Here is an 11,928-nt window from a genome sequence, read left to right as displayed (position 1 = left end):
GGGCCACTGGGGGTGGCGGAGTGGGAGCGGGTCCGGCTGCATCCCTATCTGACCGAGTCGACCTTGGCGTGTTGTCCGGCGTTGGCGGGTCTGGGCCGGCTGGCCGGTGCCCATCATGAGCGGCTCGACGGTTCCGGCTACCACCGCGGTACCCGGGAGCTGGACCTGCGGCAGCGGGTGCTGGCGGCCGCGGACGTGGTGGCGGCGCTGGGTGAGGACCGGCCGCACCGCCCGGCGCTGGCCGCCCCGCGGATCGCGGACACGGTGCTGGGCGAGGTGAAGGCGGGTCGGCTCGATGCGGTCGCGGCCGAGGCCGTGCTGGCCGCGGCGGGCCGGCCCACCCGACGGGCGCGTCGGTCGGGGTGGCCGGCGGGGCTGACCGACCGGGAGGTTGAGGTGCTGCGCCTGATCGCCCGGGGACGCAGCAACAAGGAGGTGGCGGCCGCGCTGCACCTGTCGGTGAAAACCGTGGGCCGGCACGTCGAGAACCTCTACACCAAGATCGGCGTCAGCTCTCGCGCGGCCGCGGCGGTGTTCGCGATGCAGCACCGCCTGCTCGACCCGTGACCGACAGCGAATGGGGTGTTCGCCCGATGCGGCCGCCCCCGCGCCCGGCGCATCGTCTCCTCGACGACTTTCGAGCGAGGAGGAAGCCATGCCCACCATCGCGGTGCGCGACACCACCACCTACTACGAGCAGACCGGCAGCGGCCCGGAGCTGCTGTTCATCCACGGCATGTGCGGGGATGCGAGCGTGTGGGCCGGGCAGGTCGAGCGGCTGCGCGATCGGTTCACCTGCATCACCTACGACCGTCGCGGGCACACCCGCAGTGGCCGGGGCAGCGAGCCCGAGTCGGTGCCGACCCACGCCGCCGATGCCGCCGCCCTGATCGCCACGCTCGGTCTGCGCCGGCCGGTCGTGGTCGGCTCCTCCGGTGGCGCCCGGATCGCGGTGGAGCTGGCCCGTACCCGGCCGGGTCTGCTGGCGGGGGCGGTGTTCTCCGAGCCGCCGATCTTCAGCCTCGAGCCCGAGGCCGGGCAGGCCTTCATGGCCGAGGTCGCCGCCGCCGTGCGTCCCGCCGCGCAAGCCGGCGGTCCGGCCGCGGCGGTCGACGCGTTCTTCCCACTGGTCTGCCCCGGCCTGTGGTCCACAGTGGACGAAACGGGGAAAGACCGCTACCGCCGCAACGGGGCGATGATGCTGGCCGAGTTCGCCGGCCCGTTCTACCAGCTCAGCACCGAGGACGCCGCCGCGATCACCCTGCCGTGCCTGGTGCTGTCCGGCACCGACAGCCACCCGGCGCTGCGAGCCATCGCCACCACCCTCGCCCGGGTACTGCCCGACGCCCGTTTCGTCGAGCTCGAAGGCTCCGGGCACGTCACCTACGCCGAACGACCGGAGGAATTCGCCCGCGCGGTCACCACCTTCGCCACCGAAATCACCAGCCCCGCAGCCGCCCACTGACCCGATAACGAGCTTGGGATCACTCAGCGCCTTGGACTCAGATAACGGTGGCGGCTCTTGAAGATTGCGGAAGGATGAGATGTTCGACGGCGTCGATCTCGAAGGTACCGGGATGGGCGCTGCCGAGCTCGCGGCGGACGTGCGGGCGGGATTGACCCGTTCGCATAGGAATCTGGCCCGGTCCTGCTTGGATTGCCAAACCGCGCCGTCGACCATGCCCCTGCGGTTCGACCTGCCAGGCGCCTACCGGTGACGTCGCCGCGAGTGGATGATCAGGTTCACCGCGGTGGCGAGAACCACCAGCGGCGCCCCCACGCAGGCGACGTAGAGCAGGAGCAACGCTTGCCCGGGATGGGCGTCCGGGGCCATGTCCGAATTGAACGCCAGCGACGGCTTGACGTGGTGCCAACGTGTGATCTCCAGGTACATCAGATACCAGGAACCGATCCACGCCACACCCCCGAGACCGGCGAGCGACTTCGTCAGGTGCATCCTTCAATTCTGGCGCAGCCGGGCTGAGATAGTTACCAGTCTCGCCGCCGGCCCACTCGAACGTCCGGTGTGTGAACGACAGCCGTTGCCGCAGGCTATGCGACGTGCGGACCGATGGCCGGGTGTTGGTTGCGCAGCCCTGGGGCCGGGGACGGTGCAGCGGGTCGGAATTGGTGATTAGTTCGTCGATGTCGCGGAGGAGCCGGGCCTTGCCGACAACGCGGCTTGCAGGCCGTGGCCATGGGTGAGGTCGAGGGCAACGCGGGCTGTCGCAGCCAAGTTCTCCGCTGCCACCGCTGCCTGAGCCAGCTGTGTTGCCATATCTTGTGCGAGATCGGCGTTGGGCCAGCGAGTGTAGTAGCTGTGGAGCGACTTCAACGTGAGCGCGAAATCTGCGGCTCGGCCGGCGATCTCGCGGAGTTGGAGTTGCCCCATAACGGTCCATGTCGTGGTTGTTGCCTCAGGGCGCCTGGACGTCGGTTCCGGCACGTCGCCGGCTGTCCGGGTCACCGTTCACCCAACGCGATACAGCTCGCTGGACGAGCCAACCCGACGATCACGCCGACGCCGAAGTGGACGAACGCCGTTACCGCCCAGGCGGTCGCTGTGACGACGCTCGTGACGAGGTTGGCGCTCGTCGCGGCTGAAGATCCGGCGGTAGCATCCGATTCGGACAATTTACCGATGTCCCGCATTGCGCCCTCCACGGCGAACTTCGGAGGTGTGAATCCGCCAGGGGCTGGGGCGTCTGGTTGACGTTAGCTGATGAGATCAGCGAGTGATAGACCCTGGATCTACCAGGAAGTCACTTGCCGGTTCGACGGCGTCTGCGGCGCCGTCTTAACAACCAGATACACGGGGCCGCCCCCGCCATGATCAGGACGCCGATCTGTGGCAAGCCCAGCACCGGTCCGGTCCCGGACGGTGGGTAGTTGCCGTCGCTCAGACCTGCCCAGCGCTCGAAATGATTGCGTGACCCGGGGAAGAAGAACATGTCGGCGTAGTAGGCCACTGGGAAGGCGTAGGGCCCCGCGGCCACGGTGAACCATGCCCACTGCAGCCGGTGACGCGACTCGTGCTCGGCCAAGCTTCGGGTTTCTGGATAGGCAACCAGCGGAGCGGACAGCACAACGTCCCCGACCGTGACCGCGGCGCCGGGCCGACCCGTTTCGGCCCGGGCGGCGACGTAGTAGTGGTTCGGACTGTACTGGCAGATCTCCGCCCCCCGTGCCTCGGCGTAGAGCAATGCCAATCCCGATGGCGCCCAGGTCGCGATCTTCTCCACCCGCACCGAAAAATCTTCGCCGTCGTCTCGCATCGCTACAACGGCTTCGCCGTCAGCCAGGCTCGGGCACCGGTCAAGGTGGACGGCGCCGAGGGTTATGCGGCTGCCAGAGCCTACGATGATGGGCGCCACCGTTATGACCAGCATGACGCGGCGAAGCCTCGGGTGCCCGTGCGTCGTGTGGAGCCCGGTCCGCCTACGTCGCAGGGCACCCCACCACAGCACGAAGCCGAGTACACCTCCCACGACGAGGACGGCGAGGGCGATCAGCGCCAGTCGTGTCAAGGCGTTGAGTTTGGACCACCGCTTTTCCGCAGCCACAGGGCCGAGTCCTCCCGCCCGCCGGGAATCCGCTCGCATCGAAGCGACTACACCGCCACTCCAGAGTGACCGATGCCGTTCGATCGGCCTCATCCATGCCGGGTGAGGATTTGCAGCTTCCCCCTGCGGAGGGTGCTGTTTCCGTGTCTAGCTTGCTGCGGCGACCAGTCGTCGTCCGGTGACTTGTTCCATGTCGATGGCCAGGGTGTGGTCGCGCGGGCCTGGGGCCCAGGATCGGTGTAGGGGATCGGAATTGGTGACCAGTTCGTCGATGTCGACGAGGAGGCGGGCCTTGCCGACGACGACGACGCTCCACCCGGCGTGCGTTGCTTGGTCGATCTCGTCGACCTCGAAGGCGACGACGGTGCGATCGAGGCGCCGTACCCAGGGTGAGCGGCCCAGCCGAAGTATGACCTCGCCCTGTCGCAGGGTGAAGTTCACCGGTCGTACGGCGGGTAGGGCGTGGTCGGTGAAGACCAGCCGGCCGACGGCCTGCGTGCGCATGAGCGCAAGGCACTGCTTGTAGTCCAGTGATTCCAGCTCGGTCGCGTTGTGCATCGTGGTGATTCCCGACAAGAAGGCATGTTTTCGCCACCTACTGTTCATGATCTCGGTGGGGAGAACGAGGGCACAAGGTCATCTCTGTCCCGGGGCGAAGGTCGCAGGTGCAACCCGGCCGCGCTCGCTAGGCGGGCCCTGGCCGGACCGTCTCGACGGCACGGTGATGGCGTTCGAAGTCGACCACCTGAACGTCGCGACGAACACCGGGTGGTGCGTGGTCATCACCGGCCGGGCGAGCCGGTGGCACTGCGGCATGTCGGTGCGGTCTGCCAGAAGATGTTGGGTGCCTCGGGTGTCGCCGTCTACCTGACCAGCCGGTATCTGCCGGTCGAACCGGCGTATGCCACCCGTGCCGCCAGCGAAGCGCTCGCCGACGACCTCGCCGCGCCTGCCTCCCAGCGTCGCTGGCCCCTTTTCGCCCGTGCCGCCGCCCGCGCCGGTCTGCATTCCGCCCTCGCCGTGCCCGTCCTAGAACTCGCCACAGCTCAGCTTGACCAGCGGCCGCGGTCAGGCTCGAGCGGGCCATGCCGGCCTTGGTCGCGGGGAACTCGCGACGGGCCATCGTCGGGACCTCTGGCCCTGGCAGCGTCAGCGGCCGATGCCGAAGGTGAGGGCGTGAGCTTCAATCGGTTTGGCGAGGCCGTTGCCAGGTTCGCCCAACGTCTGGGGAGCACTCGTGCTGGAGTGCTCGTCATCGGCCGGATCGTATCGCCGCTCCAGCGGCAGCTGCTTCGCCGGACGGGCGGTCGGCTCTCGATTACCGGCCGCGCACCGGTCCTGCTCCTGACGACGACCGGTCGCCGCACCGGAAAGGCGCGGACGGTTCCCCTGTTCTACCTCCGTGACGACGACCGACTGGTTGTGTGCAACGTGAATCCGGGTTCCGAGAAACCCAACCCGTGGATCCTCAACCTGCGTGCCCGACCGGACGCCCGGGTTCAGATCGGCCGGCACATGATCGACGTGACAGCGCACGCGGCAACCGACGATGAACTGGATCAATACTGGCCCCGACTCGGCCGACTTTGGCCGGCGTACCGGACATTTCACGACCGGGGCGGCACGCGATCGGTCTTCGTTCTCGAGCCAACAGCCGACCACTGAGCTTTCGTCTCGTATGGTCTACTGTGGACATGAGTTCCACCAGGCAGGACGGGGACACCTGGGACCTGGCATCCAGTGTCGGCGCGACGGCCACCATGGCCGCCACGGCGCGGGCGATAGCCAGCCGTGCGGATCGGCCGCTCATCGACGATCCCTTCGCCGAACCGCTCGTGCGTGCGGTCGGTGTCGATGTCCTCACCCGGCTGGCGGCCGGCGAGATGAGCCCCGACGAGTTGGTCGGGCAGGCGGCGATCGACGGCGCCAAGGTGCGAACCAAGTTCTACGACGAGTTCTTCCTCGACGCGACGAAGGCGGGCATCGCGCAGGCCGTGATCCTCGCCTCCGGGCTGGATTCCCGCGCTTACCGGCTGCCCTGGCCGGCCGGGACAGCGGTGTACGAAGTCGACCAGCCACAGGTCATCGAGTTCAAGACCCGCACACTGGCCGAGTTGGGCGCCGCGCCCACCGCCGACCTCAGGGTGGCCGCCGTCGATCTGCGCGACGACTGGCCCGCCGCGCTGCGCACCGCCGGATTCGACCCAGCCCGGCCGACCGCGTGGAGCGCCGAAGGCCTGCTGGGCTACCTGCCGCCCGAGGCGCAGGACAGCCTGCTGGACACGATCACCGAACTCAGCGCGCCGGGTAGCCGGGTGGCCACCGAGAGCAGGCCGAACCCGCGATCCGGCGACGACGAGAAGACGAAGGAAGGCTTGGACCGCATCACCGAACGCTGGCGTGCGTACGGTTTCGATCTTGACCACGCACGGCTGCGCTATTTCGGTGAGCGCAACGAAGCTGCTCCCTACCTGGCAGCTCGCGGCTGGGCTCTTACCGCGATCAGCGTCCGAGACCTGTTGGCTGCCAACGATCTTCTGCCGCTGAAGAACGACGACTTGCGCATGGGCGGCGTGCTCTACGTCAGTGGCGCCCTAAACAAGGCCAGGCGGTAGCGTCGAGGGCAGTCCGAATGCCCCGAAGACGGTGGGCTCGAATCGGGTCATCGCGGTGATCGTGTCGCCGGCGAGGGTGAGCACCATGAGGCCGTTCGCCTGCGCCACAGGCTGGGCAGGGGTGACCAGGTACACGCCGAACGCGAGCTGGCCGTTGGCCCTGGTCGGCACGACTCGGTAGGTGCGACCGTCCCGGAAGGTGAGCGCCGCGTGGAACCGCGCGGCCAGGTCACGTCCCTGGTACTCGAGCGGCATCGGCGGCATGGCGAGCCGCACGTCGTCGGCGAGCAGTGACACCAGGCCGTCGACGTCGCCGGATTCCAGGGCTGTCGTGAACCGGCCGACCAGTTCCCGCTCGGCCGCTGAGTCCGGTGCAGGCGGGGGTGTCCTGTCGGCCGGGGAGTTGTTGCGGAGGGTGGCGCGGGCGCGTTTCAACGCGCTGGTCACCGACTGCTCTGTAGTGTCGAGAAGGCGTGCCACTTCAGCGGCGGGAAAGTCGAGTACGTCGCGGAGGATGAGCACCGCACGCTGGCGGGCCGGCAGCAACTGGATGGCCGTGACGAACGCGAGCGAGATCGTTTCCTTCGCCTCGTACCGTGCCGCCGGACCAGGCGCGGTGTCGGCGCCACCGCCGGGCAGCCACGCATCCGGATACGGTTCGAGCCATGTGACCTCGCCGAGCCGGGTGGGCTCCGGCAGATCAATGCCGGGAGGGAACGGAGCGTTGGCGGGCTGCCGGCGGGCCGAGCGCAGCATGTTCAGGCAGCGGTTCGTCGCGATCCGGTACAGCCAGGTGCGCACCGACGCTCGTTCCTGGAAGGACGCGAGCCCGCGCCAAGCCGCGACCAGCGTCTCCTGCAACGCGTCCTCGGCATCCTGCACCGAGCCCAGCATGCGGTAGCAGTGCACGTGTAGCTCCGCCCGGTAGGCGTCGGCGAGTTCGCGAAACGCTGCCTCGTCGCCGCTGCGAGCGAGCCTGATCAGGCTCGTGCTCATCTGGTCTCCGTGTTTCTTCGCCGCGTGCCGCCCAGTTTGCCAGCAGTGCGGTGTCTGCATGGATGAGTGGTCGGCGCTGCCGGCCGGAATTCGACTCGAGGAGCTGACATCGTGCCTACCTACGTGATCGTCAACCGGGTGCCCGCCGGCTACATGGGGTCCGCCGAGGCCGCGGCGGCCTGGACCGCCTGGTTCGACCGGCTCGGCGAGAACCTGGCCGACCGCGGCAACCCCGTCTTCACGCGTCACACCCTGGGCGAGGATGCGGGCACCCAGTTGGGCGGCTACACGCTGGTCACCGCCGAGAATCTGGATGCCGCGGTCGCGCTCGCCAAGGACTGCCCGATGCTGGCCGAAGGCGGCGCGGTCGAGGTCGGCGAGTTGACGCCGCTCAACCGGGGAACGCGGGCTGCCGCGGACGTGTCCAGTACGGTCGGCGAGGTCGGCTAGGACCACATCCACCCGGCACGGTCTCGAGTAGGCCGTGCCGGTCATCGCTGCACACGATCGACCCTGCTCGGCAGTGCCTACAAGAAGGAGCGGATGAGTGTTCCACCCCAAAATCGTGACGCGGGACGAATGGCTGGCGGCGCGCACAGAATTCCTCGTCAAGGAAAAGGAATTCACCCGGCAACGTTACGCGTTGGCCGAGGCGCGGCGTGAACTGCCCATGGTCAAGGTCGACAAGGAGTACATTTTCGACGGGCCGAACGGCCGGGCCGCCCTCGGAGATCTTTTCGACGGGCGGCGCCAGTTGATCGTGTACCACTTCATGTTCCACCCCGACTGGAACGCGGGCTGTAAGCACTGCTCCTGCGTGATGGACAACCTGGCCGGTGGCCTGGTCCATCTGACGGCCCGGGACACATCGTTCGTGGCCGTCTCGCGTGCCCCGCTGGCCAAACTCGAATCGTTCAAGAAGCGCATGGGGTGGGAATTTCCGTGGGTTTCGTCTTATGGCAGTGACTTCAACCAGGACTACCACGTCACGTTGGACCCCGATCAAGGTCACTCGTACTACAACTATCGGACGGTCGGAATTCGCGGAGAGATGCCCGGCCTGAGCGTGTTCTTCAACGACGACGGTCAGATTCTGCACTCCTACTCGACCTATTTCGTCGGGCTGGACATCTTTCTGCCGATGTACCACCTGCTCGACGTGACTCCCTTGGGGCGCCAGGAGGACGACACGAACAGCATGACCGCGGGCGACAGCTCCTGGATCCGCTTCCACGACGAGTACAACGCGGAGACAGCACCCACCAAGTCGTGACCGGCTCATGCGCCAGACGTCGGTGACGATCGCGGTCGCGGGGGATCGCGTACGTGAGCGTTCCGAGCGCGACGTGCGTAAGTGGATCAGAAATCTTGGCGTTCTGGCAGGGATCGCCGTCGTCAGTGCGGGGTGCAGCGCGGTCGGGACGGCCGGGCTGGACGTGTCGGGAGCGTCGTCGACCAGGGCGCCGGATCCGGTGGTGACGACCACGCCGTCCAAGCCGTACCTCACAGTGACGCCGACGCTGGAGCTGACCGACCGCACGACGAAGCCGGGCACGAAACTGAAGTTCGGGCAACAGGCCGTGATCCCGTTCTACAGCTTGTACGACAAGACGAGGACATCGACAACCTGCCGCTGAAGGACGAGGACAAGGCAAAGGTGAGGGGCAAGACATTCTTCTTCGTGCGCACGAAGTTGGAGAACCTCGACGGCCTGAACTTCGCCGACATTCTCCCCGTGACGCTGGATCCCACCACGCGCAGCGGCGGCTGGCCCGGCACGATCATCGGCGGCCGGCGGACGGACGTCACCGGATGCGACAGCGCCACCTCGGCACCCGACGACTTTTCCACGGTGGGCGCGGTTTTCGAGGATTGCCGACTGTACATCGGCAGTCCGACCGACCCCATCACGTCGCTGGCCTACACCGACGAGCCCTACGGCGACGCGGGGTCGAAGGCCGTGACCTGGCGGCGGTAATCGGTGTGGCTGCGCGTCAGTCGAACGGCCCCTCAGTGGGCCTTGCCTAGCCGTGCTGTCCACTTCGGACGAAAGGTGTCGGGCCGCACACCCTGGTAGCCGGTAATCTGAACGGATGGTGACCCGGGGGTACCACTTGTTCGCCGAACGCTTGTCGTCGACGGGCGGCTGAGGGCATGTGCGACAGAATCGCCGGCACGGTGCGCCTCTCGGTCCTCGACACCTCGCCGATCGTGCGCGGGGCCACGGTGCGGGAGGCGCTGCGCAACACCGTCGATCTCGCGTGCCTTGCCGACGAGCTGGGCTACCACCGGTACTGGGTGCCCGAACACCACGGCATGCGCGGCGTCGCCGGTTGCGCGCCCGCGGTCCTCGTCGGCCAGCTCGCGGCCGTCACCCGGAACCTGCGGGTCGGCGCGGGCGGGGTGCTGCTGCCCAACCACAGCCCACTGGTGATCGCCGAGCAGTTCGGCACGCTCGAAGCGCTGCATCCCGGGCGGATCGACCTCGGCCTCGGTCGTGCGCCTGGCGGACGGGTCCCGCGGTGGACGCGGTCCGCCCGCCTGCCGAGCGGGCCGCGAAACCGTTCCGCCGTCAGGTCGAGGAACTCCAGAGCTACCTCGACCCGCCGGAGGACGCGCAGGTCAAAGCGATTCCCGCGGCCGGAGGCAACGCTCCGCCGCTGTGGTTGCTCGGTTCGACCACCACCAGCGCCCAACTGGCCGCCGACCTCGGGTTGCCGTACGCCTTCGCCCACCACCTCAACCCCGGCGCAGCGGCGCGGGCTACGCGCGTCTACCGCGACCGGTTCCGCCCCTCCGCGCGGGCCGCGGCGCCGACGGTCCTGGTCAGCGTGTCCGCCATCGCCGCGGAGGACGACGCGCGCGCCGAATGGCTCGCCGGTTCGACCCGGCTCAAGGTGCTCAGCCAGGTGCGCGGCAACCGCATCCAGCTGCCGACCCCCGAGGACGCGGCGGACTACTCCTATACCGACGACGACCGTGCCGAGATCGCGGCGCACAGTGGCAGTGTCCTCACCGGAAGCCCGGAGACTCTTGCCGAACGTCTGCGCAGCGTCCTCGACGCAACCGCGGCGGATGAGCTCATGGTGACCACGCCGGTGTACCACCACGCGGACCGGCGCCGGTCCTACGAGCTGCTCGCGACAGCCCTGGTGCCAATTTTCCAAAATCCACGGTGAACCGAGATTTTCCACCCAGAGCGGCGATGGCCATTCCCTCAGTTTTTCTGTTACTATTTGTTGACCGAATCCGATAATCGCCGCTCTATAGTCGGGCGTTACACCCTTTTTGAGTGCTTTTAATCACCGGATCCCCGTTGGTACTTTGCACTCCGTTTACGGCAGGATTGCCGCGTCACTCAAAAGTGTGGTGACTGGGATGCGCTGCGGTGGGGGTCACCGCGCGCCTATTTCATTTGGAGCGCATTTTGCGTAAGCCGTTGGGGCGTCTCGCGGCCGTTGTTCTGGCCGGCGCCTTGATCACCTTCGTGGCGGCACCGGCCGCCATCGCTCAGGAGACCGGCCCTGCCGCGACTCCCAGCTCGGCCACGGACACCACGTCCGAGACCACCAGTTCGCAGGCCTCGACCACGTCGAGCAGCGCGACGGAAAGCCAGACCAGCGCGCCCGCCACGGACGAGAGCAGCAGCACCACCTCGGCTCCGGCCGCCACCAGCTCGACCTCGGCGGAGACGACCGAGTCGAGCAAACCGACGGAGACCAGCGGGTCGCAGACCGACGCCCCGACCTTCCCGCCGGAGAAGTACGTCGACGACACCGCCTATGGTTTCGATCTCGGCAACGGCACCGTCTTCGTGACCATCGCGTGCGCGGGCGGTCAGCCGACCGGGTTCGCCTCGCCGCAGTTCGACGTGACCGATGGCCCGTACCAGGAGGAGCAGGACGGCCGCTACTGGGACTACCTCGTCCAGTTGCACGAGGGCGTGTCCTTCGCCGACAACATCCAGGCGACCTGGGAATGCCCGAAGGCCGGCGGCGGCAGCGCCCCGGGCGGCGGCGCGATCGCGCCGGGTGCGGGTTCGAGCGACACCGGTGCGTGGCAGGCCGGCAACGGCGGCAAGGCCCAGGTGGCCTTCGCGCCCAAGGCCGGTGTCGAGACCGGTTTCGGCGGGACCGCGCGGTTCTGACCTGATGCGGAACATCGTCCGGCAGGGTGGCCGCGCCGTCGCGGCCGCCCTGCTGCTCTCCCTCGCGCTGACCGGCTGCGGCGGCTCCGGTGACACCAAGGCCGCCCCCGCCGTTCCGACTTCGGTCTCGGTGACCAAGCCGTACGACAAGCTCCGCCCGACCGAGGTCCGGATCCCGAAGATCGCCGCCGAATCCTCGCTGATCTCGGTCGCCATCAACAAGGACGGCCAGATCGCGGTGCCGCCCGCGGCGGAACCGATGCAGGCGGCCTGGTACCGGCTTTCCCCCGTGCCTGGCGACACCGGCCCGGCGATCATCCTCGGCCACGTGGACGGCAACCACCAGCCCGGGATCTTCTACCGGCTCAAGGATCTGGTGCCCGGCGACGAGATCCACGTGACCCGCAGCGACGGCAAGGACGTCAAGTTCGTCGTCGACCACAAGATCCAGGTGCCCAAGGACCAGTTCCCGGCCGACGCCGTGTACGGCAACACGGACAAGCCGCAGCTGCGCCTCATCACCTGCGGTGGCGCGTTCGACCACGCCGAGCACAGTTACGTGGACAACATCATCGTCTACGCCAACCTGGCCTGAGGTTCCCGGCGG

Annotated in this window: 18 protein-coding genes and 1 pseudogene; 12 read left to right on the top strand and 7 right to left on the bottom strand. The window is 68.0% G+C overall.

Annotated elements, in window-relative coordinates; translation table 11 throughout:
• The 3 genes from HFP15_RS37915 to HFP15_RS37905 all read left to right on the top strand — a co-directional run.
• The coding region (locus HFP15_RS37915) for a helix-turn-helix transcriptional regulator (protein ID WP_246272411.1) at positions 1 to 567 on the top strand (567 nt) is incomplete at its 5' end.
• An 88-nt stretch (positions 568 to 655) separates the two neighbouring features.
• A complete protein-coding gene (locus HFP15_RS37910) occupies positions 656 to 1,465 on the top strand; it encodes an alpha/beta fold hydrolase (RefSeq protein WP_168522660.1) in 810 nt (269 codons plus the stop codon).
• Positions 1,466 to 1,544: 79 nt separating this feature from the next.
• Positions 1,545 to 1,718 (top strand): hypothetical protein, encoded by a 174-nt coding sequence (locus HFP15_RS37905; protein ID WP_168522658.1) that lies wholly within the window; start codon positions 1,545 to 1,547, stop codon positions 1,716 to 1,718.
• Here HFP15_RS37905 and HFP15_RS37900 read toward each other — a convergent pair.
• The 5 genes from HFP15_RS37900 to HFP15_RS37880 form a co-directional block, all read right to left on the bottom strand.
• Positions 1,709 to 1,957, bottom strand: coding sequence for a hypothetical protein (locus HFP15_RS37900; protein ID WP_168522656.1), 249 nt, complete (start codon positions 1,955 to 1,957; stop codon positions 1,709 to 1,711). The genes HFP15_RS37905 and HFP15_RS37900 overlap by 10 nt on opposite strands.
• Positions 1,958 to 2,463: 506 nt before the next feature.
• A complete protein-coding gene (locus HFP15_RS37895) occupies positions 2,464 to 2,652 on the bottom strand; it encodes a hypothetical protein (RefSeq protein ID WP_168522654.1) in 189 nt (62 codons plus the stop codon).
• Between the two features lie 110 nt (positions 2,653 to 2,762).
• A complete protein-coding gene (locus HFP15_RS37890; RefSeq protein WP_168522652.1) occupies positions 2,763 to 3,563 on the bottom strand; it encodes a hypothetical protein in 801 nt (266 codons plus the stop codon).
• Between the two features lie 147 nt (positions 3,564 to 3,710).
• Positions 3,711 to 4,139 carry a pyridoxamine 5'-phosphate oxidase family protein gene (locus HFP15_RS37885; RefSeq protein ID WP_246272410.1) on the bottom strand — a complete coding sequence of 143 codons (429 nt, stop codon included), beginning with the start codon at positions 4,137 to 4,139 and terminating at the stop codon, positions 3,711 to 3,713.
• Positions 4,140 to 4,199: 60 nt separating this feature from the next.
• The gene (locus tag HFP15_RS37880; protein WP_168522650.1) at positions 4,200 to 4,571 is read right to left on the bottom strand and encodes a hypothetical protein; all 372 of its coding nucleotides are present in this window, start codon (positions 4,569 to 4,571) and stop codon (positions 4,200 to 4,202) included.
• A gap of 168 nt (positions 4,572 to 4,739) precedes the next feature.
• On the opposite strand from HFP15_RS37880, the gene HFP15_RS37875 reads away from it, so the two are divergent.
• On the top strand, positions 4,740 to 5,228 hold the full coding sequence (locus tag HFP15_RS37875; protein ID WP_168522648.1) for a nitroreductase/quinone reductase family protein: 489 nt from the start codon (positions 4,740 to 4,742) through the stop codon (positions 5,226 to 5,228).
• A 29-nt stretch (positions 5,229 to 5,257) separates the two neighbouring features.
• Positions 5,258 to 6,178 carry an SAM-dependent methyltransferase gene (locus HFP15_RS37870; protein ID WP_168522646.1) on the top strand — a complete coding sequence of 307 codons (921 nt, stop codon included), beginning with the start codon at positions 5,258 to 5,260 and terminating at the stop codon, positions 6,176 to 6,178.
• On the opposite strand, the gene HFP15_RS37865 is transcribed toward HFP15_RS37870, so the two are convergent.
• Positions 6,158 to 7,174: a sigma-70 family RNA polymerase sigma factor gene (locus HFP15_RS37865; RefSeq protein ID WP_168522644.1), complete on the bottom strand. Its 1,017-nt coding sequence runs from the start codon at positions 7,172 to 7,174 to the stop codon at positions 6,158 to 6,160. The two genes, HFP15_RS37870 and HFP15_RS37865, sit on opposite strands and share 21 nt — an antisense overlap.
• A 111-nt stretch (positions 7,175 to 7,285) precedes the next feature.
• Between HFP15_RS37865 and HFP15_RS37860 the strand changes: the two genes are divergently transcribed.
• From HFP15_RS37860 to HFP15_RS44255, 5 genes and pseudogenes are all read left to right on the top strand, one after another.
• The gene (locus tag HFP15_RS37860) at positions 7,286 to 7,624 is read left to right on the top strand and encodes a YciI family protein (protein WP_210718407.1); all 339 of its coding nucleotides are present in this window, start codon (positions 7,286 to 7,288) and stop codon (positions 7,622 to 7,624) included.
• Between the two features lie 97 nt (positions 7,625 to 7,721).
• Complete coding sequence (locus HFP15_RS37855; RefSeq protein WP_168522641.1) at positions 7,722 to 8,447, top strand: DUF899 domain-containing protein; 726 nt, start codon at positions 7,722 to 7,724, stop codon at positions 8,445 to 8,447.
• A 7-nt stretch (positions 8,448 to 8,454) separates the two neighbouring features.
• A complete protein-coding gene (locus HFP15_RS43215; protein ID WP_246272409.1) occupies positions 8,455 to 8,811 on the top strand; it encodes a hypothetical protein in 357 nt (118 codons plus the stop codon).
• A gap of 44 nt (positions 8,812 to 8,855) precedes the next feature.
• Complete coding sequence (locus HFP15_RS43210; RefSeq protein ID WP_246272408.1) at positions 8,856 to 9,152, top strand: hypothetical protein; 297 nt, start codon at positions 8,856 to 8,858, stop codon at positions 9,150 to 9,152.
• A gap of 176 nt (positions 9,153 to 9,328) precedes the next feature.
• A pseudogene (locus HFP15_RS44255) lies at positions 9,329 to 10,353 on the top strand (LLM class flavin-dependent oxidoreductase).
• Between the two features lie 331 nt (positions 10,354 to 10,684).
• On the opposite strand, the gene HFP15_RS37840 reads toward HFP15_RS44255, so the two are convergent.
• Positions 10,685 to 10,951, bottom strand: coding sequence for a hypothetical protein (locus HFP15_RS37840; protein WP_168522639.1), 267 nt, complete (start codon positions 10,949 to 10,951; stop codon positions 10,685 to 10,687).
• Between the two features lie 37 nt (positions 10,952 to 10,988).
• Between HFP15_RS37840 and HFP15_RS37835 the strand changes: the two genes are divergently transcribed.
• Positions 10,989 to 11,321 carry a hypothetical protein gene (locus HFP15_RS37835; RefSeq protein ID WP_168522637.1) on the top strand — a complete coding sequence of 111 codons (333 nt, stop codon included), beginning with the start codon at positions 10,989 to 10,991 and terminating at the stop codon, positions 11,319 to 11,321.
• Positions 11,322 to 11,325: 4 nt separating this feature from the next.
• Positions 11,326 to 11,916, top strand: a complete 591-nt coding sequence (locus HFP15_RS37830) for a class F sortase (protein ID WP_168522635.1) — start codon at positions 11,326 to 11,328, stop codon at positions 11,914 to 11,916.
• Positions 11,917 to 11,928 lie beyond the last annotated feature (12 nt).

The organism is Amycolatopsis acididurans, from assembly GCF_012328925.1.
Classification (GTDB): domain Bacteria; phylum Actinomycetota; class Actinomycetes; order Mycobacteriales; family Pseudonocardiaceae; genus Amycolatopsis_E; species Amycolatopsis_E acididurans.
The sequence above is the reverse complement of the archived record's forward strand: the minus strand, read 5'-3'. Positions and strand labels throughout refer to the sequence as shown.